The sequence below is a fragment of the Methylotenera sp. L2L1 genome (assembly GCF_000744605.1).
Taxonomy (GTDB): domain Bacteria; phylum Pseudomonadota; class Gammaproteobacteria; order Burkholderiales; family Methylophilaceae; genus Methylotenera.
Map to the genome: position 1 here is coordinate 253949 of NZ_JQMG01000001.1, position 17563 is coordinate 271511.

General features: G+C 42.9%; 17 protein-coding genes. 8 read left to right on the forward strand and 9 right to left on the reverse strand.

Translation table 11 applies throughout. The features are described 5' to 3' along the window. Window positions 1–32 precede the first annotated feature (32 nt). Window positions 33–1100, reverse strand: a complete 1068-nt coding sequence (locus FG24_RS01200) for a cyclic nucleotide-binding domain-containing protein (protein ID WP_036300123.1) — start codon at window positions 1098–1100, stop codon at window positions 33–35. Between the two features lie 346 nt (window positions 1101–1446). Next, window positions 1447–2229, reverse strand: coding sequence for a 3',5'-cyclic-nucleotide phosphodiesterase (locus tag FG24_RS01205; protein WP_036300125.1), 783 nt, complete (start codon window positions 2227–2229; stop codon window positions 1447–1449). A 75-nt stretch (window positions 2230–2304) separates the two neighbouring features. Here FG24_RS01205 and FG24_RS01210 point away from each other — a divergent pair, with 75 nt between their 5' ends. The 5 genes from FG24_RS01210 to folE2 are packed head-to-tail and all read left to right on the forward strand — an operon-like array spanning window position 2305 to window position 6998. Beyond that, the gene (locus tag FG24_RS01210; RefSeq protein WP_369797023.1) at window positions 2305–3039 is read left to right on the forward strand and encodes an alpha/beta hydrolase; all 735 of its coding nucleotides are present in this window, start codon (window positions 2305–2307) and stop codon (window positions 3037–3039) included. Window positions 3040–3085: 46 nt separating this feature from the next. Beyond that, window positions 3086–3358, forward strand: a complete 273-nt coding sequence (gene xseB / locus FG24_RS01215) for an exodeoxyribonuclease VII small subunit (protein ID WP_051901386.1) — start codon at window positions 3086–3088, stop codon at window positions 3356–3358. Beyond that, entirely contained in the window at window positions 3351–4262 is a 912-nt protein-coding gene (locus FG24_RS01220; protein WP_081880914.1) for a polyprenyl synthetase family protein, read from the forward strand. The genes xseB and FG24_RS01220 overlap by 8 nt, the downstream gene beginning before the upstream one ends. Before the next feature lie 33 nt (window positions 4263–4295). After that, complete coding sequence (dxs, locus tag FG24_RS01225; protein WP_036300132.1) at window positions 4296–6149, forward strand: 1-deoxy-D-xylulose-5-phosphate synthase; 1854 nt, start codon at window positions 4296–4298, stop codon at window positions 6147–6149. A 42-nt stretch (window positions 6150–6191) separates the two neighbouring features. Further along, a complete protein-coding gene (folE2, locus tag FG24_RS01230) occupies window positions 6192–6998 on the forward strand; it encodes a GTP cyclohydrolase FolE2 (RefSeq protein WP_036300134.1) in 807 nt (268 codons plus the stop codon). A gap of 118 nt (window positions 6999–7116) precedes the next feature. On the opposite strand, the gene FG24_RS01235 is transcribed toward folE2, so the two are convergent. The 5 genes from FG24_RS01235 to FG24_RS01255 all read right to left on the reverse strand — a co-directional run bounded on the left by FG24_RS01235 (window position 7117) and on the right by FG24_RS01255 (window position 11766). Continuing rightward, entirely contained in the window at window positions 7117–7782 is a 666-nt protein-coding gene (locus tag FG24_RS01235) for a retropepsin-like aspartic protease family protein (protein ID WP_051901387.1), read from the reverse strand. Continuing rightward, window positions 7782–8954, reverse strand: coding sequence for an MFS transporter (locus FG24_RS01240; protein ID WP_036300135.1), 1173 nt, complete (start codon window positions 8952–8954; stop codon window positions 7782–7784). The genes FG24_RS01235 and FG24_RS01240 overlap by 1 nt, the downstream gene beginning before the upstream one ends. 266 nt (window positions 8955–9220) lie before the next feature. Continuing rightward, entirely contained in the window at window positions 9221–10309 is a 1089-nt protein-coding gene (aroC, locus tag FG24_RS01245; RefSeq protein WP_036300136.1) for a chorismate synthase, read from the reverse strand. A gap of 195 nt (window positions 10310–10504) precedes the next feature. Then, window positions 10505–11215: a type 1 glutamine amidotransferase gene (locus FG24_RS01250; protein WP_036300138.1), complete on the reverse strand. Its 711-nt coding sequence runs from the start codon at window positions 11213–11215 to the stop codon at window positions 10505–10507. Further along, complete coding sequence (locus tag FG24_RS01255; protein ID WP_036300141.1) at window positions 11212–11766, reverse strand: pseudouridine synthase; 555 nt, start codon at window positions 11764–11766, stop codon at window positions 11212–11214. Before FG24_RS01255 ends, FG24_RS01250 begins: the two co-directional genes overlap by 4 nt. Window positions 11767–11781: 15 nt before the next feature. On the opposite strand from FG24_RS01255, the gene icd reads away from it, so the two are divergent. After that, the gene (gene icd / locus FG24_RS01260) at window positions 11782–13038 is read left to right on the forward strand and encodes an NADP-dependent isocitrate dehydrogenase (protein ID WP_036300144.1); all 1257 of its coding nucleotides are present in this window, start codon (window positions 11782–11784) and stop codon (window positions 13036–13038) included. 110 nt (window positions 13039–13148) lie between these two features. Here the strand turns inward: icd and FG24_RS01265 are convergent, their stop codons facing one another. Further along, window positions 13149–13352: a cold-shock protein gene (locus tag FG24_RS01265; protein WP_015831543.1), complete on the reverse strand. Its 204-nt coding sequence runs from the start codon at window positions 13350–13352 to the stop codon at window positions 13149–13151. Between the two features lie 347 nt (window positions 13353–13699). On the opposite strand from FG24_RS01265, the gene pilB reads away from it, so the two are divergent. Further along, window positions 13700–15424, forward strand: a complete 1725-nt coding sequence (gene pilB, locus FG24_RS01270) for a type IV-A pilus assembly ATPase PilB (protein WP_036300147.1) — start codon at window positions 13700–13702, stop codon at window positions 15422–15424. Between the two features lie 44 nt (window positions 15425–15468). After that, a complete protein-coding gene (locus FG24_RS01275; protein ID WP_036300149.1) occupies window positions 15469–16689 on the forward strand; it encodes a type II secretion system F family protein in 1221 nt (406 codons plus the stop codon). A 98-nt stretch (window positions 16690–16787) separates the two neighbouring features. Here the strand turns inward: FG24_RS01275 and FG24_RS01280 are convergent, their stop codons facing one another. Beyond that, a complete protein-coding gene (locus FG24_RS01280) occupies window positions 16788–17504 on the reverse strand; it encodes a DsbC family protein (protein WP_036300151.1) in 717 nt (238 codons plus the stop codon). Window positions 17505–17563 lie beyond the last annotated feature (59 nt).

Genomic DNA, 17563 nt, shown 5'->3' on the forward strand with positions numbered 1-17563 from the left:
TTTAAAAAAGAGACTTTTTAAAGTCTCTTTTTTTATTTATGACACTTAAGTACAACTGCATCAAATCCATTCTGCACTAAAATAAATGCAGCCGCAGAACTACGTCGCCCAGTTTGGCAATACACAATATAAGGCTTAGCACGATCTAAACCTGACATCATTTGCCTAATTTCTTTTAAAGGTAAATTAACGGCGCCTTCAATATGCTCATATTGATACTCCGAAGGCAATCGTACATCTACCCATACAGCGCCATCTGCAACCTTAGCTTCGGCAACTTCTCTGCTTACTTGCGTAAGCATCGGCTCTTTAAGTAGCGCTACAAAATCATGCTTATTAAGCCGCAACAATTGCCCATCGGTTTTCATGGTAACTGTGGCATTACGTTTATTATCAGAGACCAACGCTTCTTCTCCAAACGCATCTCCCTCTTTCAATTCTGCAACCAATATGGACGGCGCATTTACACCATCAGCCCGGCTAACAAGTAACGAGCCATGCTCGATTAAATAATAGTAATCACCCACTGCACCCTGCTGAATAACCACTTGGCCGGCAACGGTACTGATGCGCTCCATACGCTGAAACATAGCTTCTATATTAGCAACGGGCACTTTACTAAACACGCCTGATTGCAATTTAGCCACGCTAAACACTCCTGTGTCTCGCATCCACTCAACTGGGGTTCTATTGGGTTCTTTATCACCTGACTTGTGATGTAGATTCTTAAGGGCTTCTTCATCAGTGGATAATTGGTCCCATGTCATCATGATGTCGAGCAAATCGTTATCTATTCGCAAAATTTCCACATCGGTAATCGCGATGCAATCAACTAGGTTTTGATCGCTATTAATAGGATGTTTGGCCGCAGGTGCATCTCCACGTAGCAGTACCTTGCTATTTTTGGCGAATCTTAATTCAAGGTCACCTTTAATTAAATAGACTGCCTGTTTTGCATGCGTTACATTCATGCGCAAAGGGTTAACGCCCTTGCTTACCTTTTCTACAAAACACAAGTCAGCAAGCTCCTGCTTACGGCCTTCAGAAAGCTTAGCAATTGGTTCAATAGTGTTTAATATGGTGAGTGCTGCTGTTGTCATGTTAAGCGTCAGTATCTAAATAGTTAAGGTGATATGTCTTTTTAGCCATTATTTTTTACCCCCAAGGTCATTAATAACGCTTGGCCTGTAGTAGCTATAGTTTACTCAATCAAGTTGAAATCTTTGCAAGAACCGAAATATGGCTCAAATTCCAACAAAGGTAATCAACAAATATAATATAGCTATGGTTGTCATTATTTATAGGACTATAAATAGATCCTCATCCTTGCTTTCGCACCACAGGCACTCCGATTCACTAGGTGCTAAAGCCCCAGTGAAGTCGTATGCGAGGATGACGGCATTGTTAGCTTTATAAAGCTAAATAATTTAGTGTTAAAGCCTCAAGCTATAATTCAAAAATTTGATGTCGATGTAGTGCCGCAATAGACAAACCAACATCTACTTCAGCTATTTCTCGCATGATATGCGCATCTTCGCCTGGTTTTAAGTGTGTAATATACACTTCAAGCTCCCCAGTTCGGTGAGCTACACTTAACTTGGCTAGCTCTTCTAACAGCATCGAAGGACACAGATGCTTAGATAGGATTGCCAGTTCTAACTCACTGTTGCTGAAAGCAGTCTCCACAATCAGATATTTAAGCTGATTTATCTTGTTTACTTCGCGCCATAGCGCATCACAAATCGTTGTGTCGCCAGTATAAACCAAACTATGAAGCGCGCCTTCAATATGATAACCAACCGCAGGCACTACATGGTGCACAGGTACTGCAGTGATCGCGCGTTTACCAAGTGAGATTTTTTGCCCAAGCTTTATCTCTTGATAACGTAAAAAAGGCGTATCACTATTAGGTATAGCATTAAAATCTGGCCATATTTTCCAATTAAAGATATGTTCTTTCAGAATATCCAGCGTTTCATTTGTGGCATACACCGTGATGGGCTCAGTGCGAATCCCCATGACGGTATCTAACAATAGTGGAATAAATGCAATATGATCCAAATGTGAATGCGTTACGAATATATGGCTGATGTTAAGCAATTCATCCATCGACAAATCACCAACACCAGAGCCAGCATCAATCAATACATCTTGATCCAGCAACAGTGATGTTGTGCGGTATTCACCACCTATACCACCACTACAGCCAAGCACTTTGAGTTGTGTCATTTAGACATTCGCCTTAATTAAACTGTTATCATTTTTACTCACAGATGAAGCCACGTTCAGGCTGTTTTGAGTACAATGTCACGATTGTCACAACACATTCAAAACTGCCCAACCACTATGACTTACCAGCAACCACTTGAGCTAAGCCTCCATACTTCAAATAACAGCAAAATCAATGCCAGCATCATTTGGCTACATGGGCTTGGTGCTGATGGATATGATTTTGAACCAATTGCTCAGCGTCTTTTAGAAAATCCATCATTTAGCCATGTACGCTTTATATTGCCACATGCACCCGAAATGGCGGTGACCAGGAATAATGGATATATCATGCCAGCTTGGTACGATATCTATGGCCACATCCCCATTACACACGAAGATGAGGCTGGAATCAAAGCCAGTCAAGAATACATCAACTCTTTGATTATAAATGAAATTAACAGGGGAGTTCCATCCGAGCGGATTTTACTTGCAGGATTTTCACAAGGTGGTGCAATTGCATTACATACAGCGTTGCGCTACCCTCAAAAGTTGGCTGGTGTACTGGCACTTTCTACCTACTTACCGCTGCATGCGCTATTAAGTAAAGAAGCAAGTACCGCTAACACTGACACGCCAATTCTCATAGCGCACGGCATTTTTGATGACATCATCCCATTAGAAACAGCAGCAAAGTCGCGTGATTTACTACAAAACTGTCGATATTCCGTCAATTGGCGTGAGTACAACATGGCACACTCACTTTGCGATCAGGAAATTATCGACATTCAAATCTTTTTAAAACAAGTTTTGTCCTTAGATTTGTCTTAAGATTTGGTAGAATAGCGGATTGATAAACCTTAGCCACTGAGACGTGATGTCTGCACCTAAAACCAAAACCAATACTGCCACCGGCAACAAAGGAGAACTTGAGTCGATGCTTAGCTTCGAACAAGCATTTGGCGAGCTAGAAAGCATCGTAGCGCAAATGGAGTCAGGGCAAATGCAGTTGGAAGCTTCGCTAGAGGCTTACAAACGCGGTAACTTACTGCTGACGTTTTGCCAACAATCACTGGCTGATGTTGAACAGCAAGTAAAAATACTGAACGAGCGTCAACAACTCGTTCCGTTCACGACCAATAATGACTAACACAAACATGATAGACAAGTCAGAAGCTGATTTTTTAGTATGGGCAAAACAGAAACAAGACCATATTGAAATAGTACTCGACGAAGCATTGCCTAGTAAAACGACTGCACCAGAAATGCTGCATGACGCAATGCGATACAGCTTGTTAGGCGGGGGGAAGCGTGTAAGAGCCTTACTTTGCTATGCTGCTGCAGAACTATGTGCGACAGACGCACCTGTAGTAGATGCGGCGGCCTGTGCTGTAGAAATGATTCATGCATATTCGTTAGTGCATGATGACATGCCCTGCATGGATAATGACGATTTGCGTCGTGGCAAACCTAGCTGTCATAAGCAATACGACGACGCCACAGCATTATTAGTTGGCGATGCCTTACAAAGCTTAGCCTTTGATGTTCTTTCCACGCCTACACTTTGCACCAACGCTAATCAGCAAATATCCATGCTAAATATTCTAGCAAAAGCATCAGGCTCATCAGGCATGGCGGGCGGGCAAGCGATTGATTTAGCATCAATTGGCAAATCACTGACGCAAACTGAACTAGAAACCATGCATCAACTGAAAACAGGCGCTCTTATTCAGGCTGCAGCATTATTAGGCGCATCCAGCGGCACGCGCGAGCAGATGTCTGCCGTAATGTTATATGCAGAACACATTGGACTTGCGTTTCAAGTCGTTGACGACATTCTTGATGTTGAAGCTGACACGAGCACCCTAGGAAAAACTGCCGGCAAGGATGCCGATAGCAGCAAACCTACTTATGTCACCATTTTAGGGTTAGATCTCGCAAAAAAACTGGCTGACCAACTATATGAAACAGCGATTGCTGCGCTAGCACCATTTGATGAAGATGCAAAGCACCTGCGCGAGCTAGCCGGCTTCATTTTACACCGCAGCTTTTAACCTCAACCACTTTAATTTAATGACACTCTGCTCGTGACCCCACTATTAAACACTATTAACTACCCCGAACAATTACGGCTACTTGAGCGTAGGGAATTAGTGCAGCTCGCACAAGAGTTACGCCTGTTTTTGGTAGATAGTGTCGCCAAAACAGGTGGTCATTTAGCTTCTAATCTTGGCGTAGTTGAGCTCACGATTGCATTGCATTATGTGTTTAATACACCAGAGGATAAATTGGTTTGGGATGTTGGTCATCAAACTTACCCGCATAAAATACTGACTGGTCGCCGCGAAGCCATGCAAAGTTTACGCAAACCTCAAGGCATTGCTGGCTTTCCTAGACGCAATGAAAGTGAATACGACACTTTTGGCACAGGCCACTCCAGCACCTCGATTTCTGCTGCATTAGGCATGGCCGTCGCCGCGCAAAAAACGGGAAGCGAAAGACGCGCAGTCGCCATCATCGGTGACGGTGCAATGACCGCAGGTATGGCTTTTGAAGCACTTAATAACGCAGGCAATATGGATGCAAACCTGTTAGTTGTACTCAACGATAACGACATGAGTATTTCTAACAATGTCGGTGCTTTAAATAACTATTTAGCAAAATTACTGTCCAGCCGTTTCTATGGCACTGTTAGAAAATCCGGCAAAAAAGTATTGTCCGCACTGCCGCCTATGATGGAATTTGCCAAGCGTGCAGAAGAACATGTAAAAGGCATGGTCACCCCTGGCACTTTGTTTGAAGAGTTTGGCTTCAACTACATTGGACCTATCGATGGCCACGACCTAGATGCGCTTATTGACACCCTGCACAATATTAAACAACTCAGTGGCCCTCAGTTTTTACATATTGTGACGCAAAAAGGTAAAGGCTTTGAACCTGCTGAAGAGAACCCTAATAAGTTTCATGGTGTAGGTAAATTCGACCCATTTAACGGTAACTCTATCAGCACAAAGTCTGCGAAATCATATACCGAAGTATTTGGTGACTGGCTAGTCGACATGGCAAAATCTGACCATAGGCTCATCGGCATCACACCCGCAATGTGTGATGGCTCAGGCTTAAATGCTTTTGCTAGCCAGTTCCCAGAGCGCTATTACGATGTAGGAATTGCAGAACAGCACGCGCTTACATTTGCAGCAGGGATGGCTTGTGACGGATTAAAACCCGTTGTGGCTATTTACAGCACGTTTTTACAACGCGCTTATGACCAACTGATTCATGACATTGCATTACAAAACTTACCTGTATTGCTCGCTATTGACCGAGCAGGCCTAGTGGGTGCGGATGGGCCGACACATGCCGGTAGTTTTGATTTAACCTACATGCGCTGCATTCCCAACATAGTGATCATGACCCCTAGCGATGAAAATGAATGTCGCCAAATGCTCACTACTGGATTTTTACACGATGGCGTAGCTGCAGTGCGTTACCCTAGAGGTAGCGGCACTGGTGCTGAAGTCAGCAGCGAGCTCGAGGCAATAGAAATCGGTAAAGGCATCATCGCGCGTAAAGGTGAGAAAGTTGCGATTCTGGCATTTGGCTCTATGCTTGCGCCAGCATTAGAGGCCGCTGAAACACTCAATGCTACTGTGGCCAATATGCGCTTTGTTAAGCCGATTGACCATGCACTTATCACAAAAATTGCACAAGAGCATACCGTCATTGTGACAATAGAAGAAAATTGCATGATGGGAGGCGCAGGCTCTGCCACGATGGAAGCGCTGCAATCTATACAACCCAATATCCCTCATATGATTAAAACACTAAGCCTAGGCTTACCAGACCAATTTATAGAACACGGCGTTCATGAAACTATGCTCGCCGATTGCGGTCTAGACGCTAAAGGAATAGTTTCTGCAATTGCGAAGCTAATAACCTAGTGATATACTCAACTAATATTTGTAAAATTTAAGAAAATATACATGGATCAGACTACGCATAAAAACCCGATTGAAGACGTACAAAACACGGTAGATACACGCCATTTGGCAATTGACAAAGTTGGCATCAAGGCGATTCGCCATCCAGTCATTGTAAAAGACAAGACTGGCGGTGAGCAGCACACTGTTGCAATGTTTAATATGTACGTGCATCTACCTCAGCAATTTAAGGGTACTCACATGTCTCGTTTTGTTGAAATCCTCAACATGAATGAGCATGCCATTTCAGTAGAGTCTTTTGAAACAATTTTACGTGAAATGGTAAAACGCCTTGAAGCGGAATCTGGTCACATCGAAATGACGTTCCCATACTTCGTGAACAAAGCAGCGCCTATCTCTGGTGTAAAAAGCTTACTAGACTACGAAGTGACGTTTATTGGCGAAATTCATCAAGACAACTTTGAAATCACAGTAAAAGTGCTGGTACCAGTGACTAGCCTATGCCCGTGCAGTAAAAAAATCTCTAATTACGGTGCCCATAACCAACGCTCACACGTAACGGTAACTGCGTTGATTAATGACTTCATTTGGATAGAAGACATTATCGACTTAGTAGAAAAACAAGCATCATGTGAGCTATACGGCCTACTCAAACGCCCAGATGAGAAGTTCGTTACTGAGCGTGCTTACGATAACCCTAAATTTGTTGAAGACATGGTGCGTGACGTAGCTGCGCAATTGAATGCAGAAAAACGTATCATTGCATACACGGTAGAATCAGAAAACTTTGAATCTATTCACAACCATTCAGCATATGCGCTAATCGAAAAAGATAAGCGTCAGAATTAAGAAATAAAAAAGCCACTTAATACTTAAGTGGCTTTTTTGTAAATATCAGCTTGTTTTTTGCAAAAATATTACATAAAAGAGTGTCTATTCATGCATCCTTTATTGTTTGATATATTGTTTAATACTTTTTGGTCAACGTCATCGAAATGTCTTGATGCTTCATTTCCATCCGTTTGAGCGCGCTCATCCCCATGAGCACTACTGAAGGTGAGCCACCCTCTAACACACTGCCCTCTACCTGATTAAGTGTAATATTACCAATCTTTAGATTTGCAATGGTGACACGATAAGCGGTTACAACGCCGTTTGCTGTGCCAACTAACACAGGCTCCCCTTTTTTGTAATCAATATTAGCGAACTTCGCATCTCCACTATTAAGCGCGACAGTAGTTGCCCCCGTATCAATTAAAAACTTTAATGGCACACCATTGATTTTACATTCAGAAACAAAATGCCCCTGTGCATTCGCATATAAAGTCACACTAGGATTACTGCTAGCTGTAGAATCCGCAACCGAAGCCGCCTGCCCCATGCCTAATTTTCTTGTCTTGCCTTCAATGAGCAGTGTGGCTGAACTGCTGTCTGCAGCAATTAATTTGACGCCATCAACGGTCTGCCCAACACTCAAGGTTCTGGGCTTTCCATCATTAATGATCATCACAGCTTTATTACTAAACAATCCTACAATATTCACTTTCGTATTTGCCACAGCAGCAAGTGAGCATAGCAACAGAGAAGTAGGCAATGTAATAAACAGCAATGGGTGTAATCGAACAGATAACATTATTTGAATATCCCTTGCTGAGTTGTTTGCTGCTGACTAAGATTCAGCCCAAATGCTATCACAGCCAAACCAACTAAAGGAAAAACTGCTGCCAGCATAAAGGTTTGCTGACCACCCAAATACTGTAAAGCATACCCTCCTGCAACCCCTCCAATAGTCCCGCCAACACCATAAGCCACACTGTTATAAATAGCCTGCCCTTTTGCTTGATGCCGTCCATTAAAAAACTGCGTAATCACCTCTACTGAGGCAGCGTGAAAACTACCAAATGTGGCAGCGTGTAAAGTTTGTGCCAATATAAGTATCCATAAATTATCTACAGCAACTCCAATCAGAGCAAACCGAATCACAGCCAGTACCAAACTGACAAGTAAGATTAGTTTCAATGTGAATCGCCTCAAAATTTTGGGCATTAACATAAAAATAAGAATTTCGCAGATGACCCCTACTGCCCACAGCAAACCAATCATGCCCTTGCTATAACCATGCTCACTCAAGTAAATAGAATAAAAGTTATAAAGTACACCATGTGCTGTCACCATTAAGGAGCAACCGACCAACAATGCAATCACATTAGGCTGCCGTATCACCTGCCAAATTGAAAAATGATCATGTGGATGTGCGGCAAGCTTTGGCTCTGGTAATGTGTAAGTGAGAGTAAATAACATGACTTGCACTGCCAGCAAAAACCACAACAAACTTGATATACCAGCCGAATCTATCAAAAATCCTAGCACTACTGCCGCCACAATAAAGCCTGACGACCCCCACATACGAATACGACTGTAATGACCATTAGTAGTAGCAAGATGTGCTAAGGTAAGCGACTCCGCCAGTGGCAAAGTGGAGCTTGTGAATAAGCTTAATGCAGCCATGACAAAAAACATCCAGAAAAAACCATGCGCCCAGAATACAGCCACAAAACCACACAAGCCTAGAAAGGCCGTTAGCTTGATCCAAGGAGTGCGTTTTCCTGTGTGATCAGCCAGCCAACCCCAGAAGTTAGGTGCAAAAATACGGCTAATCTGGAATAAAGACATCAATATCCCAATATCCGCAGCTGAAAACGCTTCAGACTTTAAATACAAACCCCAATACGGAACAAAAGCCCCGACAAAGAAGTAATAGATAAAATAGAACCGTGATAATCGATAATGTAACGCTGTATGCATGTGGCTATCATACCGATAAAAAAAGTCGGCTAACGCCGACTTTAAAATTAATATTTATTAGTTAGGGAGCTTTGCACAAAACGAAATAGGCTATTTTTTAACAAAAAAATCAAAATCTGTCATTCCCGCGAAAGCGGGAATCCATTTTAATGAAACACTTGGATGGATCCTCGCTTTCGCGAGGATGACGAAATTGTAAGTTTTTAGGGCTAAAACTGCTTCGTGCAAAACTCTCTAAAATTAATTGGCTAGTAATTAATAGTCATTTATACGATTTTAGGGGTACTACACAACACGTCTGCATTTTGCCCACGGTTACGCAACGCATGATCCATCAGCACCATCGCTAACATTGCTTCAACAATCGGTGTTGCTCGCACACCAACACATGGGTCGTGACGTCCTGTCGTTTGCATGGTTACTGCATTGCCGTTTTTATCAATCGAACGTCGCTCTTGTGGAATACTAGAAGTTGGTTTTAATGCCACATTCACGCGGATTTCCTGCCCTGTAGAAATTCCACCTAAAATTCCACCTGCGTGATTGGTGACAAACCCTTGCGGTGTCATTTCATCAGAATGCACGCTACCTCGCTGTGCGATGCTGGAAAAACCAGCACCAATCTCAACCCCTTTGACTGCATTAATACTCATCATGGCATATGCAATTTCAGCATCTAATCTGTCAAAAATCGGCTCGCCTAGACCTACTGGCACATGTTCTGCCACCACAGTAATACGCGCACCCACAGAGTCGCGTTCTGCACGAATTTTGTCTAGATAGCCCTCAAGTGTTGGCAAGATGCTGACATTAGGTGAGAAAAATGGATTGTCATTTACAACATCCCAGCTCTCAAACGGAATATCAATTTCACCTAATTGGCTCATATAACCACGCACTGAAACGCCATAACGCTCTTTTAGCCATTTTTTGGCAATCGCACCCGCAGCCACACGTGCAGCTGTTTCACGCGCACTTGAGCGGCCACCTCCGCGATAATCGCGCACCCCATATTTTTGCGTATAGGTGTAGTCTGCATGGCCTGGGCGGAATGTATCCATAATCTTGCTGTAATCTTGACTGCGCTGATCGGTATTGCGAATCAGTAAACCAATCGGGGCACCAGTGGTTTTACCTTCAAACACGCCTGACAGTATCTCTACCATGTCAGCCTCTTGACGTTGTGTCACATGGCGAGAAGTGCCTGGCTTACGGCGATCTAAATCAATTTGCAAGTCTTCGGCACTCAACTCCAAGCCAGGTGGGCAGCCATCGACGATACCGCCAATCGCAGCACCGTGCGACTCACCAAATGATGTAAAGGTAAAAAGCTTGCCAAGTGTATTGCCAGACATGATACGCCCTCAATTAAAGTTGAGTAATTTTAACATACCCAAGCAACATGTTAAGGACGCCTCTAAAAATTCAAATGCCTAAGTCAGGCAAGGCGCGAGCCAAAAATTGCGACGCCGCATATGCCTGATATGTAAGGAGTAATTTTTTGTGAGCAACGCCGCATGACAACGGAAGTTGAATTTTTAGAAGCGTCATTAATTAACCAAGCCTTTAATCCATTGTTGATACACCTGATTTGCAACTTTATTGAGAAAAAAGCAATGCAACGGTAATGTTTGCTGCATGGTTTCAACATCCTGCACCGCTGGACTTTGTTGCGCAGATGCAACTTCCTCCGCACCAACCACACACCACTCACGCACCATGTCCTCAGTCATCTCTATATGACACTGTAAAGCCAGATGTTTTTGGCTAATGGCATATGCCTGATTTTCGCAATACTTGCTTGCCAAGACATGCACAGCACCCTCGGGCAAACTGAACGTTTCACCATGCCAATGAAAAGCGTTAAAACTCTCCAACTCGCCAAACCAATGTTGAGAAGCATCATTGACACTGACATTCACCTCTCCCCACCCAATCTCCTTAATCGCATTTTGTGTAACCTCTGCGCCCAAAGCTTTGCTCATTAACTGCGCGCCTAAACAGTGCCCTAATACAGGCACATCCGCATCCACGGCCTGCCTAATTAAATCAAGCACAGGCGGTATCCAAGGTAAATCATCATTCACACTCATCGGGCCGCCCATCAACACCATGCCACTGTATGCATCGATTGAAGTCGGGACAGCATCTCCTTCATCAATCTTAATTAAAGACCAAGGAATCCGTTGTTCATCCAAAAACTCAGAGAAGTAGCCTGGGCCTTCACTGCTAAAATGACGAAAAATAATCACTGGTTTCATGTTTCTAATACCTTATATTGTCCAATATCGATACCATCTATCGTATAGCGCCCAATTGCATATCGTATTAATCGTAATGTTGGAAAACCAACCTTTGCAGTCATGCGCCTTACTTGACGATTTTTACCTTCTGAAATTCTTATTTGTAGCCAAGCTGTCGGTATCGCCTTACGTTCTCGAATAGGTGGATTGCGTAACCACAAGCCTGTGGGCTCATCCATCACCACCACCTCTGCTGGCAATGTTACAAAATCACCCAAATCAACCCCTAGTCTAAGTGGTTGCAAGTCATCGTCAGACGGCGCCCCCTCCACTTGTACCCAGTAAGTTTTAATTTCTTTATGTTTTGGATGACTTAAACGATGTTGCAATGCCCCATCATCGGTTAAAATAAGCAAACCTTCACTATCAGTATCTAAACGCCCAGCTGCATATACATCAGGAATCGGGATAAAGTCTTTTAACGTGGCGTGCCTGTTATCAGGATTCGGCGAGTCATGCGGGCTAAATTGGCACACGACGTTAAATGGTTTATTAAATAAAATTATCATCTTAGGAAATTGTGAATGACTTCGAAAATTATCAAACCTAGTGCTGGCGAAAAAATATCTGTTAACGCAGACAATACGCTAAACGTACCTAACCATCCTATTATCCCATTTATTGAGGGTGATGGCATAGGTGTTGATATTACCCCGCCCATGATTAAAGTTGTAGACGCCGCAGTGAATAAAGCTTATGCGGGCACACGCAAGATTTCATGGATGGAAGTATTCGCCGGTGAAAAAGCTGTCAACGTGTATGGCAAAGACAAAGAGGGTAAAGACACATGGCTCCCAAGCGAAACCATGCAAGCGGTACGCGATTATGTCATCTCAATCAAAGGCCCATTAACCACACCAGTAGGCGGCGGCATTCGCTCATTGAACGTATCACTACGCCAAGAACTTGACCTTTATGTTTGCTTACGTCCAGTGCAATACTTCACTGGCGTGCCTAGCCCTGTAAAACACCCTGAAAAAACCGACATGGTGATTTTCCGCGAAAACACAGAAGACATCTATGCAGGCATCGAATGGGCAGCTGGTACAGACGAAGTAGAAAAAGTTATCAACTTCTTAAGCGACATGGGCATGCGCAAAAAAATACGCTTCCCTGAATCATCTGCGATTGGTATTAAACCAGTTTCAGTCGAAGGCAGCCAACGCTTAGTGCGCAAAGCGATTCAATATGCCATTGATAACAATCGCAAGTCAGTAACCATTGCCCACAAAGGCAACATCATGAAATTTACTGAAGGTGGCTTTAGAGACTGGGGTTATGAAGTTGCGAAACAAGAGTTTGGCGCTGTTGAAATTGATGGCGGTCCATGGTGCAAATTGCCAAATGGCATCATCATCAAAGACTGCATTGCGGATGCATTCTTACAAGAAATTTTATTGCACCCGCAAGATTACGATGTGGTTGCCACGCTTAACCTGAACGGTGACTATATGAGCGATGCCTTGGCAGCACAAGTAGGCGGCATTGGTATTGCACCTGGCGCTAACCTAAGTGACACAGTTGCCATGTTTGAAGCTACCCATGGCACTGCGCCAAAGATTGCTGGAAAAAACATCGCAAACCCAAGTTCATTAATACTCTCAGCTGAAATGATGCTTCGTCACATAGGATGGACAGAAGCTGCCGACCTTGTACTTAAAGGTGTTGCAAACGCGATTATCAGCAAACGCGTCACTAGTGACTTCTCAAGTCAAATGGAAGGTGCCACACAAGTAGGGACTGCTGAATTTGGTGACGAAATCATTGCCAATATGCAATAACAGCTTTAAAAGCTGAAAGTAAAAAAGGCTCTATATGCGTTAACGCATATAGAGCCTTTTGAGCATTGGGGACCAGATGTAGGCTAACCCAAATTTAGTTTGGATAAAACTTAAGCTTTCTGAATATTTGAAGCTTGTTTACCTTTTGGGCCTTCAGTTAAATCAAAACTCACACGTTGGCCTTCTTTTAGGCTTTTATAACCAGATTCTACAATCGCTGAGAAGTGTGCGAACAAATCGTCACCACCATCATCAGGTGTAATAAAACCAAAACCTTTAGAATCATTAAACCATTTTACGGTACCTGTTGCCATTTCATACATCCTTACATAATACAAAGGGGGGCGCCCCAAAAAGTTTGCCTCAAGAACAGAAGTCGCAGTAACTAAATTAAAGCAAGCTGCAAAAAACTCGAACTCAAACACCTAAGCATATTTATAAGTTGCTTTTTCTGGCATGTCAAGAAGTTTTTTCGCTCACACCGCCATACTGATAACCACATGTAGCGCTACCAGCCCTTTAAAGTAAAAAAATATAGAAAAGTAGTGAATTTTAATGATAAAAGACGTAAAGCCTTTACAAAAAAAAACGTAAAGTGCATTATTGGTCTGAATTAATTAACTGAAATTGCTAGTAAGCTCATTTAACCACGACAAACAATATGGCAACTGCAACCTCACAAACAAAACTAAGTGGTCTGGCAAGAACATTAATTCAAGAAAAACTGCTTTCTGAAGATGAGGCAAGAGCGGTAGAAGCACAGGCATCAATCGTCAATGCCTCATTTATTTCACAACTCATTCAAAGTAAAAAACTCAACGCATTAAGTATTGCAGAAGCCTCCGCTAAGGCTTTCGGCTTCCCTTACTTTAATCTTGATTCATTCAATCCAGACTACCTGCCTGCCAAACAAATTGATAGTAAATTAGCGATCGGCAACCGTGTATTAGGTCTACAAGCACGTAACAATGTGCTGTATGTGGCGATTTCAGATCCCACTAACATCCTCGCACTAGATAGTGTTCAATTCCAAATGGGTATGAACATTTCGCCAATTGTGGTGGAGGACGACAAACTCGGGCGTTGGATAGATAAAGTTATTCAATCCAGAGACACCAGCCTTAAATCGCTTGACGTAGGTAACGACGATGATTTTGGCTTTAATGATGATGGCGCGAATGCTGTTGAAGACGAACAAGTAGAAACTGAAGTTGACGATGCGCCTGTCGTGCGTTTTCTTAACAAGATGCTGCTAGATGCTATTAATATGGGGGCATCGGATTTACATTTTGAACCTTACGAGAAATTTTATCGTGTCCGTTATCGGGTTGATGGTGCATTACGGGAAATTAGCCAACCCCCTCTCGCTATTAAAGAAAAGTTGGCCTCACGTATTAAAGTAATTTCAAGCATGGACATCTCGGAAAAGCGTATTCCGCAAGATGGTCGGATGAAACTTGTATTATCAAAGACACGCGCCATTGATTTTCGTGTCAGCACATTGCCGCTCATTCATGGTGAAAAAATTGTAATGCGGATTTTAGATCCCGCCAGTGCAACACTGGGTATTGAAGCACTAGGCTATGAACCCATCCAAAAAGAACGCTTATTGAATGCGGTAAGTCGGCCTTACGGCTTAGTATTGGTGACGGGGCCTACAGGTTCCGGTAAAACCGTTTCACTCTATACATGTTTAAATATTTTAAACAGCCCTGATGTGAATATATCTACCGCTGAGGATCCATGTGAAATCCCGCTTGCAGGTATTAATCAGGTCAATGTGAATGACAAACAAGGGCTTACGTTTGCAGCTGCCTTAAAATCGTTCTTAAGGCAGGATCCAGACATCATCATGATTGGTGAAATCCGTGACTTAGAAACAGCAGATATGGCGATTAAAGCTGCCTCTACCGGCCACATGGTGCTTTCTACTTTACATACGAATGATGCGCCATCCACATTAACGCGCTTGCTCAACATGGGCGTTGCCCCATTTAATATTGCATCCGCCGTGTCACTCATTACTGCGCAGCGTTTAGCAAGACGCTTATGCAAACACTGTAAGATTCCTATCAACATCCCTAAAGAGGCGCTCTTGAGTGTAGGCTTTATTGAAGAAGACTTTCATGAAAGCTGGCAGCTTTACGGACACAACCCAGAAGGGTGTGAGCTCTGTAACGCAGGCTACAAAGGGCGCGTAGGTATCTATCAGGTAATGCCAATCACTGATGCTATTAGTCGCATTATTATGAAAAATGGTACAGCACATGATATTGCAGACCAAGCTAGACTAGAAGGCGTTAATGATTTACGTCGATCAGGCGTACTTAAAGTAATTCAGGGCTTAACATCGATTGAAGAAGTAGAAGCATGCACCAATGAATAACTTTTTAAAATATATCCATATAATAAATTACTCAGGAAATGATTATGGCAGCCAATCCTAAAGCCACAAAGGAAGTTATTTATAGCTGGGTAGGTAAAGACAAAAAAGGGAAAATCGTTAAAGGTGAAATGAAAGCCTCTGGTGAGTCTTTCGTGAGTGCTACACTACGCCGCCAAGGTGTTACCGTCACCAAAATCAAAAAACAAAGCAGCTTTGCAAGTACAGGTAAGGTCTCTGATAAAGATGTAACATTGTTTACCCGCCAACTCGCCACCATGATGAAATCTGGCGTACCGTTATTACAGACTTTTGATATTGTCGGTAAAGGCCACAGCAACCCAGCCGTGTCAAAGTTATTAAGTGATATCAAGTCCGATGTAGAAACTGGTAGTAGCCTTAGTGCCGCATTCCGTAAATATCCATTGTACTTTGATGCACTATTCTGCAACCTGATTAGCGCAGGTGAACAAGCCGGTATTTTAGATACACTACTTGATAGACTCGCCACTTATAAAGAAAAGATTCTGGCGATTAAATCAAAAATTAAATCAGCACTCTTTTACCCCGTTTCAATTTTGGTTGTTGCCTTTATCATCACTGCCGTGATTATGATCTTCGTGATTCCTGCATTTAAGGAGTTGTTTAGCAGCTTTGGTGCAGACCTTCCAACACCAACGCTTGTTGTGATGGCAATTTCTGATATTTTTGTGGAGTGGTGGTGGGCTATCTTTGGCTCAATTGGATTTGGGCTTTGGTTCTTTTTCTATACATGGAAACGCTCTGTTTCTTTCCAAGCCACGATGGATAGACTGTTATTAAAACTACCAGTATTTGGTGAGTTAGTTCGGAAAGCAACTATCGCCAGATTTGCACGTACGATGTCTACCATGTTTGCTGCTGGCGTACCATTAGTCGAAGCCTTGGATTCAGTTGCCGGCGCAGCTGGCAATCGCGTGTATTACGATGCCACGAAAAGAATTCAAAGCGAAATCAGCACCGGGACCAGTTTAACGGTGGCAATGCAGAACACTGATGTTTTCCCTAACATGGTGCTACAAATGACCGCGATTGGTGAGGAGTCCGGTGCGTTGGACTCCATGTTGAGTAAAGTAGCGGACTTCTATGAAGGTGAGGTAGATGATGCCGTGGAAGGGTTATCGAGCTTAATGGAACCTATTATTATGGTCGTACTGGGCGTGCTAATCGGTGGTTTGGTAATTGCGATGTACTTACCAATATTCAAACTTGGTCAAGTTGTGGGCTAGATATAAAAACACGCCGACTCACGACCTAAGTTAGAAAATTTAAGATAAGGCTGTAAAAGTGTTGAGGTGTCGCTTTTACAGCCTTATTGCATCAAATGCTATTTTTTGGCAGCTGACAACATACGTTCAATTTCTTTATAGGGCTGTGCTCCTAGCATACGTTTACCATCAGAAAATATTAAGGTAGGTGTGCTAGTCACACCAATTTTTCTTGCTAGCTCCCCTACTTTTTCTAAGGGAACATCACAACTGCCTGCACTACTTGCTAACTGATCTCTTAATATCCAATCTTCCCAAGCTTTTACACGGTCTTTTGCGCACCAAATCAATTTGGATTTATTTGCGGCATCAGGATGCAACTGTTCGATTGGGTACAAGAATGTATAAATGGTAACGTCAGTAATATTGCTAAGCTCATTACGCTCTAACCTTTTGCAGAAAGGACAATCAACATCCGAGAAGACAACCAACTTACGGCTACCATTTCCCTTAACAACCTTGATTGCCTGATTCAACGGCAGGGTAGAGAAGTCAATTTTAGTCAACTCTTCCAAGCGCTCACCCGTGATATCTTTTTTAGTTTTTGGGTCAACCAAACGGCCCTCTGCGATCAAAAATGATAACTTCTCATCTGTATAAATGATCTGACCACCCATAAATACTTCATAAAGCCCAGCATAAGGGGTCTTTGTCACTTTCTCTACTTTGAACTTAGGGTAAGCAGCTTCAACCGCTTTTTTCACACTGGCTTCATCTGCCACAGCAAACGTTGCAAATGCGCTTAGCAATGCAATACTGACGATCTTTTTTAACATCTAATTTCCTTTAAATAATAGTAGGGTGACGCTTCAAACAAATACAAAGAATACAGCTA

What these genes read in the sequence shown, in the direction of transcription:
- FG24_RS01200 (WP_036300123.1), bottom strand. Translation starts at nt 1,100, where the DNA reads ATGACAACAGCAGCACTCACCATATTAAACACTATTGAACCAATTGCT.
- FG24_RS01205 (WP_036300125.1), bottom strand. Translation starts at nt 2,229, where the DNA reads ATGACACAACTCAAAGTGCTTGGCTGTAGTGGTGGTATAGGTGGTGAA.
- FG24_RS01210 (WP_369797023.1), top strand. Translation starts at nt 2,305, where the DNA reads ATGTCACGATTGTCACAACACATTCAAAACTGCCCAACCACTATGACT.
- xseB (WP_051901386.1), top strand. Translation starts at nt 3,086, where the DNA reads ATGTCTGCACCTAAAACCAAAACCAATACTGCCACCGGCAACAAAGGA.
- FG24_RS01220 (WP_081880914.1), top strand. Translation starts at nt 3,351, where the DNA reads ATGACTAACACAAACATGATAGACAAGTCAGAAGCTGATTTTTTAGTA.
- folE2 (WP_036300134.1), top strand. Translation starts at nt 6,192, where the DNA reads ATGGATCAGACTACGCATAAAAACCCGATTGAAGACGTACAAAACACG.
- FG24_RS01235 (WP_051901387.1), bottom strand. Translation starts at nt 7,782, where the DNA reads ATGTTATCTGTTCGATTACACCCATTGCTGTTTATTACATTGCCTACT.
- FG24_RS01240 (WP_036300135.1), bottom strand. Translation starts at nt 8,954, where the DNA reads ATGCATACAGCGTTACATTATCGATTATCACGGTTCTATTTTATCTAT.
- aroC (WP_036300136.1), bottom strand. Translation starts at nt 10,309, where the DNA reads ATGTCTGGCAATACACTTGGCAAGCTTTTTACCTTTACATCATTTGGT.
- FG24_RS01250 (WP_036300138.1), bottom strand. Translation starts at nt 11,215, where the DNA reads ATGAAACCAGTGATTATTTTTCGTCATTTTAGCAGTGAAGGCCCAGGC.
- FG24_RS01255 (WP_036300141.1), bottom strand. Translation starts at nt 11,766, where the DNA reads ATGATAATTTTATTTAATAAACCATTTAACGTCGTGTGCCAATTTAGC.
- icd (WP_036300144.1), top strand. Translation starts at nt 11,782, where the DNA reads ATGACTTCGAAAATTATCAAACCTAGTGCTGGCGAAAAAATATCTGTT.
- FG24_RS01265 (WP_015831543.1), bottom strand. Translation starts at nt 13,352, where the DNA reads ATGGCAACAGGTACCGTAAAATGGTTTAATGATTCTAAAGGTTTTGGT.
- pilB (WP_036300147.1), top strand. Translation starts at nt 13,700, where the DNA reads ATGGCAACTGCAACCTCACAAACAAAACTAAGTGGTCTGGCAAGAACA.
- FG24_RS01275 (WP_036300149.1), top strand. Translation starts at nt 15,469, where the DNA reads ATGGCAGCCAATCCTAAAGCCACAAAGGAAGTTATTTATAGCTGGGTA.
- FG24_RS01280 (WP_036300151.1), bottom strand. Translation starts at nt 17,504, where the DNA reads ATGTTAAAAAAGATCGTCAGTATTGCATTGCTAAGCGCATTTGCAACG.